The sequence below is a fragment of the Delftia sp. NA_296.1 genome (genome assembly GCF_052692095.1).
In genome coordinates, this window is record NZ_JBQZGF010000005.1 from 381,138 (window position 1) to 398,546 (window position 17,409).

A 17,409-nucleotide genomic window follows, 5' to 3' on the forward strand; every position below is an offset into this window, starting at 1 on the left:
CGATGTGATTTGCGCCCAGGCGCGTCGCATCGCTGTGGTACAAGAAAAGAGGCCCGAGGGCCTCTTTTTTTCATCAACGTCGCTTCTTCAACGTCGAGCAGATATGAACATAGTGGTGATTGGCGCAGGCGCCTGGGGCACGGCGCTGGCGATGAGCGCGGCCTCGCGCGGTGACGGGCGTGTCGTGACCCTTTGGGCGCGCGACGCCGCCCAGGCGCAGGCCATGCACGGCAGCGGCGAGAACGCACGCTACCTGCCGGGCGTGGCACTGCCTGCCGCGCTGCAGGTGGTGCATGGCGAGATCGACGGCCATCTGGCGGCCGCCGACCTGATCGTGATCGGCACGCCCATGGCTGCCCTGCGCGAATGGCTGGGCCGGCTGCAGCATGTGCCCGCACCCGTGGCCTGGCTGTGCAAGGGCTTCGAGGCCGTGCCCGCAGGCGCTTCGGCCGCCGCCCATGGACTGATGGCGCACGAGGTCTGCGCCGAGGTGGCGCCCGATCTGCTGTGCGGCGTGCTCAGCGGCCCCAGCTTTGCGGCCGAGGTGGCACGCCACCAGCCCACGGCCCTGGTGGCGGCCAGCCGCCATGCCCAGGTCAATGACGCCCTGGTGGCCGCCTTCCACGGCGGCGCCATGCGCGTCTATGCTAATGCCGACATCGTGGGCGTGGAAGTGGGCGGCGCCGTGAAGAACGTGCTGGCCATTGCCACCGGCCTGTGCGACGGCCTGCAGCTGGGTCTGAACGCCCGCGCCGCGCTGATCACGCGCGGCCTGGCCGAGATGACGCGACTGGGCCTGGCCCTGGGCGCGCGCACCGAGACCTTCATGGGCCTGTCGGGCCTGGGCGATCTGGTGCTGACGGCCACGGGCGACCTGTCGCGCAACCGCAAGGTGGGCCTGCTGCTGGCCCAGGGCCGCACGCTGGAGCAGGCCGTGGCCTCGCTGGGCCATGTGGCCGAGGGCGTGTACAGCGCGCGCACCGTGCTGGCGCGCGCGCGGCTGCTGAATGTGGAGATGCCGATCACCGAAACCGTGGTCGAGCTGCTGGACGGCCGGCTGCAGGCGGCCGAGGCCGTGCAGCACCTGATGGCGCGCGATCCACGCGGCGAGTGATTCTTCGGTGTCCATGAAAAATGGCCCACACGCTTCCCTTGCTGCGCAAGGTCCACTGCCCCCCGAGGGGGCCGCTTTTCATCTTGGGGCGGCCCGGCGATGAAAAAGCCCCGGAGCTGGAAGGCCCCGGGGCTTTTTTGCGTCAGAAATCCTGGCGCCTGGCGCGCTACATGCCCAGTTACAGGCCCAGCTCCAGACCCAGCAGTTCCTCCACCGTCTGGCGGCGGCGGATCAGGCGGGTGCTGTCGCCATCGACCAGCACCTCGGCGGCCAGCGGGCGCGTGTTGTAGTTGCTGGACATGGAACTGCCATAGGCTCCCGTGTCATGGATGACCAGCAGGTCGCCCACCGAGGCGCCTGCCAGCGCTCTCGGCAGCACCACGCCGCCGTCGCCCTGGGTGAAAACGTCGCCCGATTCGCACAGCGGGCCGGCGACCACGGCAGCGCGCAGGGGCATGGCCTGGCCGTCGCGGCGCAGCACTTCCATGCCGTGCCAGCTGCCGTACATGGAAGGGCGCATCAGCTCGTTGAAGCCCGTGTCGACCAGCACGAAATGGTTGCTGCCCGCGTTCTTGGTGGCGCGCACCTGGCCCAGCAGCACGCCCGACTCGGCCACCAGGAAGCGGCCCGGCTCGATCTCCAGGCCCAGCGCATGGCCCACGATGGCCTCGGCGTCCTTGCGTGCCGCATCCCACAGGCCGTGGTAGTGGGCGGTGTCGATGGTGGCGTCGCCATCGCGGTAGGGGATGGACAGGCCGCCGCCGGCCGAGATGGCCTGCAGGTCATGGCCTGCCTGGCGGGTGGCGCGCACCAGCTCGACCATGGCGCCGCAGACCTGCTGCAGATGGCCGTAGTCCACGCCCGAGCCGATGTGCATGTGCAGGCCGGCCAGCTTCAGGCCGCCGTCGCGGATGGCCTGCAGCGCCGCCAGCAGGTCGCTGTGCCAGATGCCGTGCTTGCTGTGCTCGCCGCCCGTGTTGGTCTTGTTGCTGTGGCCGTGGCCGAAGCCGGGGTTGATGCGCAGCCACACGGGATGGCCGGGCGAGGCCTGGGCCAGCTGGTGCAGCATGTCGATGGAGCCGGCGTTCACGGGCACCTTGTGCTCGGCCACGCAGGCCAGCGTGGCCTCGTCCATCACGTCGGCGGTGAACACGATGTCGCTGTGCAGGTCGTCGCCATGGCCGGCCGCGTAGCCGGCGGCCAGCGCGCGCAGGATTTCGCCGCGCGAGACGGCGTCCACCTTCACGCCCTGCTCGCGCATCAGCCGCAGGATGTGGATGTTGGAGCAGGCCTTCTGTGCAAAGCGGATGGTGTCGAAGGCCTTGAGCTGGGCAATGCGCGCGCGGATGGTGGCGGCGTCATAGACCCACAGCGGCGTGCCGTGCTGGTCGGCCAGGGCCCAGAGCTGGGCGGGAGAGAAGGGATTGGACATGGTGTCTCTTTCAGGGGAACTGCCGCGCATGATGGTGGATGGCGGTCATTCAGTCCAATGCTTGTTCTTATGGTGTCTATTTGATTTGGATATGCTCCTGCCATGCAAGACCCCGCGCTGCCGCACACGTCCCCCGAGCCCCGCATCTCCCACCGCCACCTGGAGGTGTTTCGCGCGCTCATGCTCAGCGGCAGCGCCACGGCGGCGGCGCAGATGCTGTTCAGCTCCCAGCCCACCGTCAGCCGCGAATTGGCGCGGATGGAGAGCCTGCTGGGCTATGCCCTGTTCGAGCGTGCCCAGGGCCGGCTGCGGCCCACGGCACGCGCCCTGTCGCTGTGGGCCGAGGTGCAGCGCAGCTGGCAGGGTCTGGACCGCGTGGTCGAGCATGCGCTGGCCCTGGGCCGGCCGCACCAGGCGCGCATCAACGTGCTGTGCCTGCCCGCCCTCAGCCATGCGCTGCTGCCCGCAGCGCTGGCGCGCCTGCATGCGGAGCACGGCCCCGTGGCCGTCAGCGTGGCCACGCAGGAGGCGCCGCTGCTGCAGGAGTGGATGGCCGCCCAGCGCTACGACCTGGGCCTGGCCGAGCTGGCCGAGGCGCCTCCGGGCACGCGCGCCCTTGCGCTGCCCGCCATGGACGAGGTGGCCGTGCTGCCCGCAGGCCATGCGCTGGCCGCAAGGCCGGTGCTGGAGGTGGCTGACTTTGCCGGGGAAAGCTTTGTCAGCCTGGCGCGCGACGATCCCTATCGCCAGCAGATCGATGCCGTGTTCGAGCAGGCCGGCGTGCAGCGCCAGCTGCACCTGGAGACCCACAGCGCCGTGGCGGTCTGCGCCATGGTCCAGCATGGCCTGGGCGTGGCCATCGTCAATCCGCTGACGGCGCGTGCCTGCGCGGGGCCGCAGCTGGTGGTGCGGCCGCTGGCGTTTTCCATTCCCTTCCAGGTCCATGCGCTGCTGCCGCTGCACCGGCCAGCCGTGGCCGAGGTGCAGTGGCTGGTGGACGCGCTCGCCGCCGAGGTGGCCGCGGTCGGCTGAAGGCGGCAGTGCCTAGGCCGAAGGGGTGCGCACCATGTCGGCGGGAACGATGGCCTGGGCGCTGCGCTCCAGGCGCTGGCGCAGCCACCGGTGGGCGCTGTCCTCATGGCTGCGCGCATGCCAGACCAGCTCCACGGGGAAGGACGGAAAGGCAAACGGCAGCGGGCTGATGGCCAGGCCGAACAGCGGCGCATAGTGGCGTGCCACGATGGCCGGCACCGTGGTCAGCAACGGTGCGCGTGCCACGGTGGCGAACAGCGTGAGGAAGTTGGATGCCGCGAGCACCGGGTTGATGGCCACACCGGCCGCCTCCAGCGCATCTTCCAGGTAGCCGTACAGGCTGTCCTTGGCCGAGATCATGGCGTGGCGGCCGGCCTGGTACTGCGCCAGGCTCAGCGGCGCGGCAAACGGCAGCAGGGCCGGGTGGTAGCAGCAGACCACACCCAGGTCGAACAGCATCTGCCGGCGGTGCCAGCCGCTGCCGCCGGGCAGGTAGCCGATGGCCAGGTCGATCTGCTCGGCATCCAGCGCGTCGAAGGCCCGCTCGCGGCTGGTGGGGCTGAGCAGCAGCTTCACGCGCGGTGCGGACACGGCCAGGTCGGCAAACAGCTCGGAGACCAGCAGCGATTCGGACTGGATGGAGATGCCGATGCGGAAGGTGTGTTCATCGGTGGCCGGATCGAAGCTGCGGCGCGACAGCAGCAGCCTCTGCGAGGCCTCCAGCAGCTCGCGCACCGGGGCGTGCAGTTCGCGGGCCATCAGCGTGGGCTCCATGTGGTAGCCCACGCGCACGAACAGTTCATCGTCCATCAGCAGGCGCAGCGTGGACAGCGCATGGCTCATGGCCGGTTGCTTGATGCGCAGGCAGGCGGCGGCGCGCGTCACGCTGCGCTCCTGCATCAGCGCGTCGAAAGCCAGCAGCAGGTTCAGGTCGAAGGAGCGCAGATTGAAATGATCGATGCGAGACATCATTCATATCGATTTGTTGAATCAAGACCCGAAACCTACACTGAATTTCAATTTCACGCGGCCAGACAGGCACAGGGCGGCCCGGTCCGGAAAGACGCCATTCAAGAGCCATACGAGGAAACATGATCGTGATACACCCCCGCCTCATCCTGCCGGCCCTGGGCTGCGCGCTGGCCACCGCCGCAGGCGCGCAGGAGCCGCGCTTTCCCATGCAGCCCATACAGATCATCGTCGGCTTCACGCCGGGCGGCTCGGCCGACACCACGGCCCGCCTGGTCGGCGACGGGCTGGGCCGCGAGCTGGGCCAGGCCGTCATCGTGGTGAACAAGCCGGGGGCCGGCACCAACATCGCGGCGCAGTTCGTCGCCAAGGCGCCTGCCGATGGCCATACGCTGCTGTTCGGCGGGACCTCGCTGGTCTACAGCCCGGGCTTGCTGTACCCCTCGATGAAGGCCAATCTGGCCAGGGACTTCGCGCCCGTGGGCGGCCTGGTCAAGGTGCCCAACATCCTGGTCGTTCGGCAGGACTCGCCGCTGCGCGATGTCCGCCAGCTCGTGGCGCAGGCCAAGTCCCGGCCCGGCGGGGTCAACTACGGGTCCACGGGCGCCGGCGTGAGCCCGCAGATCGCCATGGAGATGCTCAGTGCCCGCGCAGGCATGCGCATGACCCATGTGCCGTACAAGGGCACGGCCCCCATGCTCACGGGCATCCTGGCCGGGGATGTGGATGTGGCCTTCGATATCGCCTCGTCCTCGGGCCCCATGATCCAGGCCGGCAAGATGCGCGGCCTGGCCGTCTCGGGGGCCACGCGGCTCAAGAACCTGCCCCAGATCCCGACGATCGCCGAATCCGGCTACCCGGGCTTCGACGTCACTTCCTGGTACGGACTGGTCGCGCCCCAGGGAACGCCCGAGGCCGTCATCCACAAACTCAATGCTGCCCTGCAAAAAGTGCTGGCGCAGCCGGACATCCAGACCACGCTGGCGGCCACCGGCAACGAAGTCATGCCGGGAACGCCAGCCGATTTCCAGGCCTTCCTGGCGGCCGAGCACCGCAAATGGAACGATGCCGTCAGGCAGCTGGACCTGCGCCCCGAGTGAGCCCAAGCATGAACCAGACCGCAAGACACCAGAAACTGGCCGAGCTGGCCGGGGACATGCCCGAGATCCGGGCCATCCGCCACCGCATCCACAGCCATCCCGAGATCGCATTCGAGGAGCGCAGCACGGCGGCGCTGGTCGCCGAAAAGCTGGCCGAATGGGGCTTCGAGGTGGCCACCGGCGTGGGTACCACGGGCGTGGTGGGCACGCTGAGCGCGGGCACGGGCGGCCGCCGCATCGGCCTGCGCGCCGACATGGACGCCCTGTCCATGCAGGAAAAGACCGGCCTGCCCTATGCCAGCCGCATCGAGGGCAAGATGCACGCCTGCGGCCACGATGGCCACACCGCCATGCTGCTGGGCGCTGCCCGGTACCTGGCCAGGACGCGCAATTTCTCGGGCACGCTGCACCTGTACTTCCAGCCGGCCGAGGAGCGCGGCCATGACAGCGGGGCCGAGCGCATGATCGCCGACGGCCTGTTCGAGCGCTTTCCCTGCGATGCCGTGTTCGGCATGCACAACCATCCGGGCGCGGAGCTGGGGCACTTCATGATGCGCAAGGGTGCCTTTCAGCCGGCGACGGACAAGATCGCCATCCGCGTCATCGGCAAGGGCGGGCATGTGGCGCGCCCCCATCTCACGGTGGACCCGTCCGTGGTCTCGGCCAGCATCGTGATGGCGCTGCAAAGCATCGTCTCGCGCAATGTCGATCCCATGCAGACGGCGGTGCTGTCCGTGTGCTCGCTGCAATCGGGGGGCTTCTACGGCGTCATTCCCGACGAGGCGCGCATCGAGCTGAGCGTGCGCTGCTTCGATCCCGGCGTGAGGGTGCAACTGCGCGAGCGCATCGAGGCCATTGCCCAGGGGCAGGCGCAAAGCTATGGCGCCAGCGTGCAGATCGAGCACCAGCAGGGCTATCCGGTGCTGGTGAACACCGGGCGCGAGGTCGATTTCGCCGTGGAGGTCGCGCGCGAGCTGGTGGGGCCGCAGCGCGTGGACCCGGACTTCGGCCCGATCACGCCGGGCGAGGATTTCGCCTTCATGCTGGAGCGCCGGCCGGGCTGCTACCTGCGCCTGGGCAATGGCCTGTTCAGCGAGCACTGCCACCCCGTACACCACCCGCGCTACGACTTCAACGACGACAACCTGCTGACCGGTGCCGCGTACTGGAGCCTGCTGGTGGAGCGCTATCTGGTGGACTGAGGCCGGGGTTCGGCGGCGGGCTCGGGGGCCAGGCACGGGCCCGGGCCCCACTCCATCCAGTCGTCGCCAAAGATCTCCACCGGGTGCTGTGTGCGGTCCGATCCGTTGCCGCAGGCCAGCTCGTCGCGGGCGCAGTAGCGGTCACAACCCCAGCAGGTGCGCTCGGGATGGGCGGGGTGGATGGGGAATTTCTTGACCATGGCATCCAGCTTGGACCGCCATGGCCGCCAGGGTTTTGCGCTGGATCAGAACTCCAGGTTGTCGATCAGGCGCGTCTTGCCCAGGCGCGCAGCGCCCAGGGCCACCAGTGGTGCACCGGCCAGTTGCGCGCCCTCGGCGGGGGGCTGCAGGTCACGGCGCAGGCGCACGGTCAGGTAGTCGGGCTCCCAACCCTGGGCGGCCAGGGATTGCATGGCCCAGGCTTCCAGTTCGGCCAGCGGCGCCTGGCCCGCACGCGCGGCATCGGCCAGTTGCTTGAGCGCCAGCGACAGCGCCATGGCCTGCTGCCGCTCGTCGTCGCTCAGGTAGCCGTTGCGCGAACTCAGCGCCAGGCCGTCGTCGGCGCGCGCCGTGTCGCCGGCCACGATGTTCACGGGCAGGGCGAACTGCTCGACCATGCGGCGGATCACCATCAACTGCTGGTAGTCCTTTTTGCCGAACACGGCCGTTCCGCCGCCGCTGGCGAAAAATACGGCCGAGAACAGCTTCATCACCACGGTGCACACGCCCGTGAAGAAGCCGGGGCGGAAATGGCCTTCGAGGATGTCGGCCAACTGCGCGTCGGGCTGGATCTTGAAGGTCTGCGGCTCGGGGTAGAGATCGGCTTCGCGCGGGGCGAACAGCAGGTCGCAGCCTTCGGCCTCCAGCTTGGCGCAGTCGGCCTCCCAGGTGCGCGGATAGCTGTCGAAATCCTCGTGCGGCAGGAACTGCAGGCGGTTCACGAAGATGCTGGCCACGGCAATGTCGCCGTGCTGGCGCGCGGCGCGCACCAGGGACAGGTGGCCGTCGTGCAGATTGCCCATGGTGGGCACGAAGGCGGGGCGGCCCTTGCTCGACAGGATGGCGCGCAGGTCGGCGATGGAATGGACGATTTGCATGGGAAAACGGGGGGAACGGGAAGCGGAAAGCGGAAAAACGGATCGTGCAGCCTGCCGGACTACCAGGCGTGCTTGCTGTCGTCGGGGAAGCTGCCGTTCTTCACGGCATGCACATAGGCCTCGAAGGCGCCCTTGACGCTGCCCGCATCCGCCATGAAGTTGTGCACGAAGCGGGCCATCTTGCCCAGGTTCACGCCCAGCATGTCGTGCAGCACCAGGACCTGGCCGGCCGTGCCGCTGCCCGCGCCGATGCCGATGGTGTGGCAGTGCGGCAGCTCGGCCGTGAGTTCGCGCGACAGCTGTGCCGGCACCATCTCCAGCACCAGCATGGAGGCGCCTGCATCCTGCAGCTCCAGCGCATGGCGGCGCAGCGTGGCCGCGCCCTCGTCGCTCTTGCCCTGGACGCGGTAGCCGCCCAGCGCATGCACGGTCTGCGGCGTCAGGCCCAGGTGGGCGCAGACGGGCACGCCGCGCTCCACCAGGAACTGCACGGTGGGCGCGGTCCAGCCGCCGCCCTCGAGCTTGACCATGTGGGCGCCGGCCTGCATCAGCTCGCAGGCGCTGCGCATGGCCTGCTCGCGGCTTTCGGCGTAGCTGCCATAGGGCATGTCGGCGATCAGCCAGGCCGTGCCCTGCACGCGGTGCAGGCCGCGCGCCACGCTGGCGGTGTGGTAGCACATGTCCTGCAGCGACACGCCCACGGTGCTGTGCAGGCCCTGGCAGACCATGCCCAGCGAATCGCCCACCAAAATGCACTCCACGCCGGCCGCATCGGCCACGGCCGCGAAGGTGGCGTCATAGGCGGTGACCATGGTGATCTTCTCGCCGGCCTCGCGCATCTGCGCCAGGCGCGGAAGGCTCACGGGGCGGCGCTGGGGCAGCGGCGAGGCGGGAGGGATGGTGCCGTAGGGCGTGCCGGCGGTGACGGGTGCTTGGGTCATGGGGCGCTCGGAGGGGGATGGAATTGCCGCGAGTCTATGCGATGCGCGCGGGGGGCACCTGTCCCTGAGCTGTCCTTTGCTTTTCCGTCACCTTTCGGGCAGGCCACGCCATCGGCGCCACAGCGGAGACAGCAGGGCCACGAGCATGGCCGTGCTGGCTGCCACGGCAGGCGCGCCCATCAGCAGGTCCAGCCAGTGCTGGGTATCCGTCCAAGGGCCTGCGCTGCCGGCGGGTTGGGGCAACAGCAGTGCGGACCACTTGGACCAGGCGGCGGCGAGCCATATCAGGGCCAGCGACATGCCCAGGGCCAGCAGGACCGCGCCGGCCCAGGGGCGCTTGAGCACACGGATGCGCAGCCAGGCGACCGATATCAGCGCGGCTGGAAACAGCCCCAGCACATAGAGGTTGGTGATTCCCAGCATCCCGGCCAGCACGCTGCCAAGCAAGGTCAGGACCAGGCATGCGCCCCAGGCCACCAGCTGCATGGCAGGCATCAGGCGCACCAGCACCAGGGCCAAGGCGAGGAAAAAGCCAGCGCTGGCGGCCGCCAGCAACTGGGACATCCTTGGCCATTCGTCGTCGCGGGACCTGTCAGCGCGCCGCAGATGGCTTTCCTGGTAGGCCGGCAGGGCCAAGCCGTAGCGCGCGTGCTTCCATTGCACATGCTGCAGCGGGCTCCACCGGCTGTCGAACATCTCCAGCAGCATGAGCCACTCACGGTTGCTCTGGGCCAGATAGGTACCGAAGCATTTGCGCGGATCCGGCTCCAGATCCAAAGGCCTGCTGCGACCCAGGGCTGGTTTGCAGTTGGAGTTCTGCGCTCTGGATGCCTTCTCGCCATTCCCTGGTTCCGGGTTCGCGGCCAGGTAGGCGCGCCATTCCTCGGCCAGGGGGGATTGCAGCGCGCTGCGGTAGCTGGCCAGCAGGTGCTCCGCCTCGTCCTGGGCGGAGCTGGCAGACTGGCGCACATAGCCTCTGGCCTGCAATGGCTGGCCGTAGCGCTCGAGTGTCGCGGCAATCGCGGCATGGTCTCCGCGCATCAACCAGACCAGGGCCTGGATGCTCGGGTACTTCGCCGGATCGACCTCTTCCTCGCGCAGCACACGTATCCATTCCACGAGCATGGCCGCCTGGCGTGGCGCGACAAGCGCCTCCAGGGCGGCGACTTGCTCGACAGTCTGGATCTGTGCACTGACATCCGTGTCCGACCATTGGCGCTGCATCCGCATTTCATAGATGGGCGAAAAGGCGATCGCAGGCGCGAACAACAGCGATAGGAACAAGGCTCCCCACAGGTACTCCCACCACAGGCCCCAGCGGCCCACGGGGGCGTGTTCGCGCCAGCGGTTGTGGATGCGCACGCGCAGCAACCACCACAGCGCCAGGCCGATCGCCACGATCCAGGCCACGACGAAGCCGATGTCCAGTGCCAATTGCTCGGGCGTTTGCCGGGCCGTGGACGCAACGCCGGGCAGGGAGCCCATCCAGCGCGCGGGTTCGGCCATCCACTGCATCCAAACGCCGAGCACCAGCACGCACCACAGCAGCGCCAGCGGCAGATACCAGTGCAGGCGCAGCTGCCACAGCAGGGGGCAGCGCATCAGCACCCATTGGTCCCAGCGGTTCGTCATATCGGAAAAACGTGGCATGGCTCAGTCCCTCACGAACAGGCGGCGGGTGGATGCGGTGATGTCGCGGAAATAGCGCACGGGCATCTGTGCCTGCACGGCCTGCGCCAGGAACTGCGCTGCCGTGAACGGCACGTGAAAGCTCACGATATGGGTCTGGCCGCTGAGCTGGTGCGTATGGGATGGCAGCCGGTCCAGCCAGGGTTTCAGTTGCGCCATGGCCCAGCCGGTCTCGAACTCGATGGCGCAGCCTTCCATGGCGGCAAAGCTCTGCTGAACGCTGCGCGGCTGGCCTTGCTCCAGGAACAGCACCTGGTCGGCCACCTTTTCCACCTCGTACAGCTGCTGTGAACTCAGCACCAGGGCCATGGGTTGCCAGGGCGAGCGCGCCAGCGACTGCAGATCGGTCAGCAGGGTCTGCTGGGCGTTGATGTCCAGATTGGCCAGGGGCTCGTCCAGCAGCAGCACGCGCGGCCGGCACAGCAGGGCGCGCGCCAGCTCGAAGCGCATCTTGTAGCCCGAGGACAGCTGTTTCCACTGGTGGCCCCGGAAGGCGCGCAGCCCCAGCTGCGCGATGACCAGCTGTACCAGGCAGATGTTGCGTTGGCCCACGGCGCCATGGCTGCGCGCGGCGAATTGCAGATGGTCCATCAGGCGCCCGCCCCAGACGGCCGGGCGCTGGGGGATATAGGCGAGCTGGGTGCGCAGCAGGTAGGCATCGGCGGCGGGAACGCCCCAGTCCAGCTGCCCTGCGTCGGGCGCCAGATCGGCGGCCAGCAGGCGCAGCAAGGTGGTCTTGCCGTTGCCGTTCTCGCCCACCAGTCCCAGGATGGTGCCGGGCTCGACGGCCACATCCACTGGCCCCAGCGCAAAGCCGCCGCGCCGGTAGCGCTTGACCAGTTGCCGTCCCTGTACACGGTACGCGCGGTGCGCACGGTGCGCGCGGGAAGGTGCGGAGTCGGCCTGCAGCGCCTGGCCCGGGGCATGGGCGGCATGCAGGGCATCGAAGGCCTGCTGCACCAGCGCGCGGCGTGGCTCTGCGCCGGAATCGGCCGCAAGGCCATCCCAGGCGTCCAGCGCAGTCAGCAGGCTCTGCTGCACGGCGGCTTCGGCCGGCAGGGCGGCGTCTATGAGTGCACGCCACGCGCCATGCCATTGCTGGCTGGCGATCGCCTGTTCCACGGATTGCGCCCAGGCCGCCACGGTGGCCTGCGGGCGCGCGGGTGGTCGTGCCGATTCGATGCTCGATTCCATGAAGCCCTCCCTTTTTTCTGTGCTGCGCGGTGCGGCCATCCGGGGAGCCGGACAGTGCGATTCCCGGCGCGCGACGAGTCTATGCGATCCCGCTATGCTGTACTTCCCGCGACGGACGACAGGGCCCGCACAGGCCCTGCGGATGCGCTTCAACGGTGTTGCACCATGTCCGGTTCCTTACAGACATCTCCGCTTCTTCCCGCCGTGGCCTGGCAGGGCCTGCGCCAGGTCCATGTGCTGCAAAGCCTGACCGACGAGCGCCTGGCCGAACTGGCGGCGCAATGCCGCTGGCAGCATCTGGCGCTTCACCAGACGCTGGAGGGCGCGTACACCGATCAGCGTCTCTACATGCTCGTGCAGGGCGGCTTGCGCGTCAGCAGCTATGCCCCCAACGGGCGCGGGCTCACGCTGGGCGAGATTGCCCAGGGCGTGTTCTTCGGCGGCCTGCCGCAGCAGCAGGTGGGTTGCACGGCCATGCCCCTGGTGGTGGAGGCAGGCGTGCCCAGCCTGATTGCCTCGCTGGCCCATGAGGATGTGGAAGCCCTGCTCATGAACGAGCCCCAGGTCCTGCGCGCCTTCATCGGCCGGCTCAGCGACCTGGCCGTGGCGCTGGCGCGCCGCATGGTGGATCTGGGAACGCTGTCGGTGCGCAGCCGCCTGCATACCCAGTTGCTGGAACGTGCCGAGCGCGCGGGCATCGACCAGGGGCAGGCCCTGCTGGCGCCCGCACCCCGGCAGACCGACCTGGCCCTGATGCTGGGCTCCAGCCGCGAGGAAGTGGCGCGCGAGATGTCGCGCCTGGTGCGCCTGGGCCTGCTGCGGCGTGAAGGCCGCAACCTGCGCATCTGCCATGTCGAAGGCCTGCGCGTGCTGCTCGAGGAAGCGCGCTGAGCCTTGTCTGCCGCGGCTGTTTCAAGCCGCGAAAAACACTGTTTCAGGAACGCGTGAATTCGCCTTCTGTCGAGGGGAGCACGGGTGAAAAGGCAGCGGGCCGCCCGGGCCGGATGCGAAAACACGTGAGAAAACGCACAGACGAAGAATGCTGCAGCGCCGCATAGTACGTCCATGCCGTGAGGAAATGAATGCCGAGCGGCCTTTTGAAAGGATCTGACATGCGTACCCTCTCCGCTGCACTGGCCGCCCTGACCCTGGGCCTCGCCGGCACTGCAATGGCCCAAGAAGCCGTTTCCCCCTCGTCCTCCGCCACCGCAGGCCTGAGCCGCGCCGAAGTGCTGGCCGACCTCGAAATGTGGCACCAGGCGGGCATGACCTACCTGCCCTCGCCCTCGGCAGACCGCGACATCAGCTACAACTCGGCCGAATACCAGCGCGGCCTGGCCCGCTACCAGCAACTGCGCAGCGGCCCCGCCTACCGTGAGGCCGTGGCCCGCCTGGAAGGCCAGCACACCGTCACGCAGAAGTGATTTGAATGGATATGGGTCCGGCTTGGTGCCGGGCCTGTTGGTGGAAAGCGTCCTTTCGGGATGCTTGGTTTGGCGCCCTTCGGGGCGCTTTTTTGTTTCCCTCGCTCTACACTGGGCGGCCCCGTGTCAGTGGCTGCTATCGATAGCGAAGCTGCTGATGCAAGTACAGCATGCGTTGACGGCCGTTTTGTGAAGTTTCTGATCGATTTTCCCAACCCCCATGACGGTTCGGCCGCCCGGCTGCGCCATGGCTTCGGGCCGCCGCTGCGCAGCCTGGCAGCCCATGCGCCCGAGCAGGTGCGCGGTGTGCTTGACGCCGTGCAGCAGGCCGCCCAGGCCGGCCTGTGGTGCCTGGGCTGGGTACGCTACGAGGCGGCGGCGGCCTTTGACGCGGCCTACGCGGGCGCCTTGCATGCCACGCCGCCAGGCGAGCCGCTGGCCTGGTTTGCCGTCTTCGACGGCCCCCGGCCCTGGCCTGAAGACGCGGATGCATTCGATACCGGCCCTCAGGCGCAATCTCAGGTGCAATCTCGGGTGCAATGGCAGCCCGGCCTGGAGCGCGCCGATTTCGATGCCGCCATTGCGCGCATCCACGAGGCGATTGCGGCCGGTGACTGCTATCAGATCAATTACACGGCCCAGTTCATGGGCCGGCTGCTGGGAGACATCCCATCGCTGTTCGCCGCGCTGCGCCGTGCCCAGCCCGGTGGCTACGTGGCCTGCATGGACAGCGGCGACGAGCAGGTGCTGTCCGTCTCGCCCGAGCTGTTCTTCGACTGGGATGGCGAGCGCATCCTCACGCGCCCCATGAAGGGCACGGCGCCCCGTGGCGCCACGCCTGCACAGGACGAGGCGAATGTCCAGGCCATGCGGTCCTCGCCCAAGGAGCGGGCCGAGAACGTGATGATCGTGGACCTGCTGCGCAACGATGTCTCGCGCATTGCCGAGCCTTTCAGCGTCCAGGTGCCGCGCCTGTTCCATGCCGAACCCCTGCCCACCGTGTGGCAGATGACGTCCGACGTGCAGGCGCGCACGCGGCCCGGCACCGGCCTGGCGGACGTGTTTGCGGCGCTGTTTCCCTGCGGCTCCATCACGGGTGCGCCCAAGCGCCAAGCCATGCGGCTCATCCACGAGCTGGAATCGGGTCCGCGCGGCGTGTACTGCGGCGCCGTGGGCGTGGTGCGGCCCGGCATCGCCGCGGGGCGCGTGCACGCCACCTTCAATGTGCCCATACGCACGGTGGTGGCGCGTGGCACGGAACTGCGCTGCGGCATCGGCAGCGGCATCACCTCGGGCGCCGAGGCGCCTGCCGAATGGCAGGAATGGCGCCACAAGAGGGCTTTTCTGGACAAGGTGTGAAAGGGCGTGCAGCCATGGCGGATACGGACTTCGATTTCGACATTCTGGAAACCCTGGCCCTGCGGGATGGCGGTTTCATCCACCTGCAGCGCCATGTGACGCGCATGCAGGACGCGGCGCGGCATTTCGGCCGGCCCTGCACGGATGCCGTGCTGGAGCAGGCATTGCAGCAGCTGCGCCAGGCGCACGCCAGCGGCCACTGGCGCGTGCGCCTGGCGCTGGATGCCACGGGGCGGATACAGACCCAGGCGGCGCCGCTGCCGCCTTCCGCCACGCCTGTTCGGCTGGCGCTGGCCGGCCGGCCCATCGCCAATGCGGTGGCGCATGGCGACTGGGTGCGCTTCAAGACCTCGCGCCGCGCGCACTACGACAGCCTGCAGCCCACCGATGCCTCGGTGTTCGACACCGTGCTCCACAACGAGGACGGCGAGATCACCGAGGGCACGCGCGGCAACATCGCCGTGCTGCTGGCGGGCCGCTGGGTGACCCCGCCGCTGTCCAGCGGCCTGCTGCCCGGCGTGGGCCGCGCGGTGGCGCTGGACGAGGGCCGCGTGGCGGAGCACCCGGTGCGGCTGGACGATCTGCCGCGCGTGCAGGGCTGGGCCTTCGTCAACAGCCTGCGCGGCTGGCTGCCGGCGGTTCTGCGCTGAACTGCAGGCTAGGGCCACGGGCGGAACTCATGGTTTTCAGGGATGGATTGCGGATGGCAATGTCAGACAATCGGTGAATATTGTTGAGCAATATCATTTTGATTGTTGGCTGATGCCTGTCTCCCCTGAGATCGATCCATGCATGAATTCCGTATTTCCCGCCGCGCGCTGATCAGCGCCGCGGCTGTCCTGGCGGCGGGCCCGCTGTGCGCCCAGACCACCTATCCCAACAAGCCCATTCGCGTCGTCGTCGGCTACGCGGCAGGCGGCTCGGTCGACCTGGTGGGGCGCGTGGTGGGTGACATCCTGGCCAAGCACCTCAATGCGACCGTCGTGGTCGACAACGTGCCCGGTGCCGCCGGCGTGGTGGCCGCGCAGCGCGTGGTCGGTGCCAAGGCCGACGGCTATACCTTGCTCGCAGGTTCCAGCAACGAATTGGCGGGAACGAAGTTCGTCAACGCCGCGCAGAAGTACGACCCGGCCACGGACCTGACCGGCATCGCGCTGACCGGCGTGCTGCCCAACCTGTGGGTGGCCGGCACCAAGATGCCGGCCCGGACCATCGACGAGTTCATCGCCCTGGCCAAGGCCCATCCCGGCAAGTACAGCTACGGCAGCCCGGGCATCGGGTCCACGCCGCATTTCTCGGGCGAGCTGATCAAGAAGATTGCCGGGGTGGACATCGTCCATGTGCCCTACAAGGGATCGGCCGCGATGACCAGCGACCTGGCGGGCGGCAATCTGGATTTCGCCATCGTCTCTCCCTCGGTGGCGGCTCCGTTCATCCAGAGCGGCAAGATCAAGGCCCTGGGCGTGACCACGGCCCACCGCATCGCCATGATGAAGGACGTGCCCGCACTGGGCGAGAACGCGGCGCTCAAGGGCTACGCGCTGAGCGGCTGGTTCGGGCTGGCTGGACCCAAGGACCTGCCTGCCGATGTGGTGGCCAGCCTGCAGAAGGCCTTGAAGGCGGGCCTGGCCGATCCGGCGATGCGCGCGCGCCTGGAAGGCGCGGGCATCATTGCCCCCACGGGCGACGAAAACCTGGCCCAGATCATCCGTACCGACATGGGCAAGTACGCCGAACTGGTCAAGTTCGCCAAGATCACGCCGGAAAACTGAAGCAGGGCCGGCCGCCATGAAAAACGCCTCGCTCCCCGAGGCGTTTTTTCATTCGGGCCTGTGCAGGGCATGCAGGGCCAGCAGCCCCTCGAACGCATCGCGCAGCGGCTGCAGCGACGGGCCGGCAGGCGTCAGCCGTTGCAGCGCGCAGGCCGCTGCCTCCAGCGTGGACAGCTGGCCCGGCGCATGGGCCTTGCGCAGGGCGCCGTAGCGCGAGGCGGGCAGGTCGCCCTGCAGTGCCAGGCGCGGCAGGGCCTGCAGGCCGGGGTTGAGGTAGAGCATCTTGCGGCTCTTGCGCCAGGTGGCGTCCAGCACCACCAGGCGCAGGTCCTCGGGGCATGGCGCGGGCTGCGGCCAGGGCGCTTGCCTGGCCAGGCCCAGCTGGTCGCCGTGCGGCGTTTCCGGATAGAGCAGTACGGCCTGCCGCGGGGCGTCGCCCGACTGCCAGGGCGCGTGCAGCAGTGCCTGCAACTGCGCTGGCTCGAAGGCCTCGCCCACCGCCAGGCGGCTGGCGGGCAGGCACAGGTGCAGCAGCCGGCCCGTGCCCTTGGCCTGCAGTTCTTCCTCGGGATGCTGGAGCACCAGCAGCTGCACCGCATGCGGCACCGGCTGCACCAGGGGGCACAGGCAGGTGCGCTCAGGGCGCAGGCATTGCGCGCAGCGTGCGCGGGTGCTCACGGCGGACAAGGCCCGGCGCCTGCCTTACAGGCGACCCTTGTAGTAGCTGGGCTTGTCCATGTCGGCGATTTCCACGCTGAGCTGGACCATCATGCCGGCCGGCTGGGGCGTGAGGCGGCGCAGCACCGCGGCAATGCCTTCTGACAGTTCCTTCTTGGCCGTGTCGGTACGGCCCGCCAGCAGGCGCAGCTGCACGTGGACGAAGCCGCGGTTGGCGGGTGCCGAGCCGATCTCGAACTGGCTGACCGGCAGCAGGCGGGCCTTGACGTCGGCCTCGTCCAGGATGCTGGGGTGGCCGCAGACGAAGGCGTTGAGCTCGGTCAGCAGTTGCTGGCCGGGCAGGCCGGCGAGGTTGTCGGTGTATTCGACGTAGAGATGGGGCATGGATGTCTCCGTTCCGGTGGTG

Annotated in this window: 18 protein-coding genes; 9 read left to right on the forward strand and 9 right to left on the reverse strand. The window is 68.7% G+C overall.

Annotated features, from left to right (window positions below):
- The first annotated feature begins 103 nt into the window (after nucleotides 1-103).
- A complete protein-coding gene (locus ACUTR7_RS15545) occupies nucleotides 104-1,114 on the forward strand; it encodes an NAD(P)H-dependent glycerol-3-phosphate dehydrogenase (protein WP_013803923.1) in 1,011 nt (336 codons plus the stop codon).
- 178 nt (nucleotides 1,115-1,292) lie between these two features.
- Here ACUTR7_RS15545 and lysA read toward each other — a convergent pair whose 3' ends face one another.
- Nucleotides 1,293-2,546: a diaminopimelate decarboxylase gene (gene lysA / locus ACUTR7_RS15550; RefSeq protein WP_097203320.1), complete on the reverse strand. Its 1,254-nt coding sequence runs from the start codon at nucleotides 2,544-2,546 to the stop codon at nucleotides 1,293-1,295.
- Nucleotides 2,547-2,648: 102 nt separating this feature from the next.
- Between lysA and ACUTR7_RS15555 the strand changes: the two genes are divergently transcribed.
- Nucleotides 2,649-3,578 carry a LysR family transcriptional regulator gene (locus tag ACUTR7_RS15555; protein ID WP_013803921.1) on the forward strand — a complete coding sequence of 310 codons (930 nt, stop codon included), beginning with the start codon at nucleotides 2,649-2,651 and terminating at the stop codon, nucleotides 3,576-3,578.
- A gap of 12 nt (nucleotides 3,579-3,590) precedes the next feature.
- Here ACUTR7_RS15555 and ACUTR7_RS15560 read toward each other — a convergent pair whose 3' ends face one another.
- Nucleotides 3,591-4,547 carry a LysR family transcriptional regulator gene (locus ACUTR7_RS15560; protein ID WP_082848279.1) on the reverse strand — a complete coding sequence of 319 codons (957 nt, stop codon included), beginning with the start codon at nucleotides 4,545-4,547 and terminating at the stop codon, nucleotides 3,591-3,593.
- A 122-nt stretch (nucleotides 4,548-4,669) separates the two neighbouring features.
- On the opposite strand from ACUTR7_RS15560, the gene ACUTR7_RS15565 reads away from it, so the two are divergent.
- Nucleotides 4,670-5,647: a Bug family tripartite tricarboxylate transporter substrate binding protein gene (locus tag ACUTR7_RS15565; RefSeq protein WP_230590716.1), complete on the forward strand. Its 978-nt coding sequence runs from the start codon at nucleotides 4,670-4,672 to the stop codon at nucleotides 5,645-5,647.
- A gap of 8 nt (nucleotides 5,648-5,655) precedes the next feature.
- A complete protein-coding gene (locus ACUTR7_RS15570; RefSeq protein ID WP_034390765.1) occupies nucleotides 5,656-6,849 on the forward strand; it encodes a M20 aminoacylase family protein in 1,194 nt (397 codons plus the stop codon).
- On the opposite strand, the gene ACUTR7_RS15575 is transcribed toward ACUTR7_RS15570, so the two are convergent.
- The 5 genes from ACUTR7_RS15575 to ACUTR7_RS15595 form a co-directional block, all read right to left on the reverse strand.
- The gene (locus tag ACUTR7_RS15575; RefSeq protein ID WP_445609190.1) at nucleotides 6,834-7,049 is read right to left on the reverse strand and encodes a DUF3079 domain-containing protein; all 216 of its coding nucleotides are present in this window, start codon (nucleotides 7,047-7,049) and stop codon (nucleotides 6,834-6,836) included. The genes ACUTR7_RS15570 and ACUTR7_RS15575 overlap by 16 nt on opposite strands.
- A gap of 45 nt (nucleotides 7,050-7,094) precedes the next feature.
- Complete coding sequence (gene panC / locus ACUTR7_RS15580; protein ID WP_012203748.1) at nucleotides 7,095-7,946, reverse strand: pantoate--beta-alanine ligase; 852 nt, start codon at nucleotides 7,944-7,946, stop codon at nucleotides 7,095-7,097.
- Nucleotides 7,947-8,005: 59 nt separating this feature from the next.
- Nucleotides 8,006-8,887 carry a 3-methyl-2-oxobutanoate hydroxymethyltransferase gene (panB, locus tag ACUTR7_RS15585; protein ID WP_012203749.1) on the reverse strand — a complete coding sequence of 294 codons (882 nt, stop codon included), beginning with the start codon at nucleotides 8,885-8,887 and terminating at the stop codon, nucleotides 8,006-8,008.
- Nucleotides 8,888-8,974: 87 nt separating this feature from the next.
- Nucleotides 8,975-10,537: a hypothetical protein gene (locus tag ACUTR7_RS15590; protein WP_445609191.1), complete on the reverse strand. Its 1,563-nt coding sequence runs from the start codon at nucleotides 10,535-10,537 to the stop codon at nucleotides 8,975-8,977.
- Between the two features lie 3 nt (nucleotides 10,538-10,540).
- The gene (locus ACUTR7_RS15595; RefSeq protein ID WP_445609192.1) at nucleotides 10,541-11,770 is read right to left on the reverse strand and encodes an ATP-binding cassette domain-containing protein; all 1,230 of its coding nucleotides are present in this window, start codon (nucleotides 11,768-11,770) and stop codon (nucleotides 10,541-10,543) included.
- A 165-nt stretch (nucleotides 11,771-11,935) separates the two neighbouring features.
- Between ACUTR7_RS15595 and ACUTR7_RS15600 the strand changes: the two genes are divergently transcribed.
- From ACUTR7_RS15600 to ACUTR7_RS15620, 5 genes are all read left to right on the forward strand, one after another.
- Nucleotides 11,936-12,661 carry a Crp/Fnr family transcriptional regulator gene (locus ACUTR7_RS15600; protein WP_043781030.1) on the forward strand — a complete coding sequence of 242 codons (726 nt, stop codon included), beginning with the start codon at nucleotides 11,936-11,938 and terminating at the stop codon, nucleotides 12,659-12,661.
- 221 nt (nucleotides 12,662-12,882) lie between these two features.
- The gene (locus tag ACUTR7_RS15605) at nucleotides 12,883-13,194 is read left to right on the forward strand and encodes a DUF4148 domain-containing protein (protein WP_013803916.1); all 312 of its coding nucleotides are present in this window, start codon (nucleotides 12,883-12,885) and stop codon (nucleotides 13,192-13,194) included.
- Between the two features lie 189 nt (nucleotides 13,195-13,383).
- A complete protein-coding gene (pabB, locus tag ACUTR7_RS15610) occupies nucleotides 13,384-14,553 on the forward strand; it encodes an aminodeoxychorismate synthase component I (protein ID WP_445609193.1) in 1,170 nt (389 codons plus the stop codon).
- A 14-nt stretch (nucleotides 14,554-14,567) separates the two neighbouring features.
- Nucleotides 14,568-15,203 carry an aminotransferase class IV gene (locus ACUTR7_RS15615; RefSeq protein WP_445609194.1) on the forward strand — a complete coding sequence of 212 codons (636 nt, stop codon included), beginning with the start codon at nucleotides 14,568-14,570 and terminating at the stop codon, nucleotides 15,201-15,203.
- Between the two features lie 138 nt (nucleotides 15,204-15,341).
- The gene (locus ACUTR7_RS15620) at nucleotides 15,342-16,325 is read left to right on the forward strand and encodes a Bug family tripartite tricarboxylate transporter substrate binding protein (RefSeq protein WP_013803913.1); all 984 of its coding nucleotides are present in this window, start codon (nucleotides 15,342-15,344) and stop codon (nucleotides 16,323-16,325) included.
- A 48-nt stretch (nucleotides 16,326-16,373) separates the two neighbouring features.
- Here the strand turns inward: ACUTR7_RS15620 and ACUTR7_RS15625 are convergent, their stop codons facing one another.
- Both ACUTR7_RS15625 and ACUTR7_RS15630 read right to left on the reverse strand, forming a co-directional pair.
- On the reverse strand, nucleotides 16,374-17,012 hold the full coding sequence (locus ACUTR7_RS15625) for a tRNA-uridine aminocarboxypropyltransferase (RefSeq protein ID WP_445609195.1): 639 nt from the start codon (nucleotides 17,010-17,012) through the stop codon (nucleotides 16,374-16,376).
- Between the two features lie 15 nt (nucleotides 17,013-17,027).
- Nucleotides 17,028-17,387 (reverse strand): 5-carboxymethyl-2-hydroxymuconate Delta-isomerase, encoded by a 360-nt coding sequence (locus tag ACUTR7_RS15630; protein ID WP_012203756.1) that lies wholly within the window; start codon nucleotides 17,385-17,387, stop codon nucleotides 17,028-17,030.
- Nucleotides 17,388-17,409: the final 22 nt, after the last annotated feature.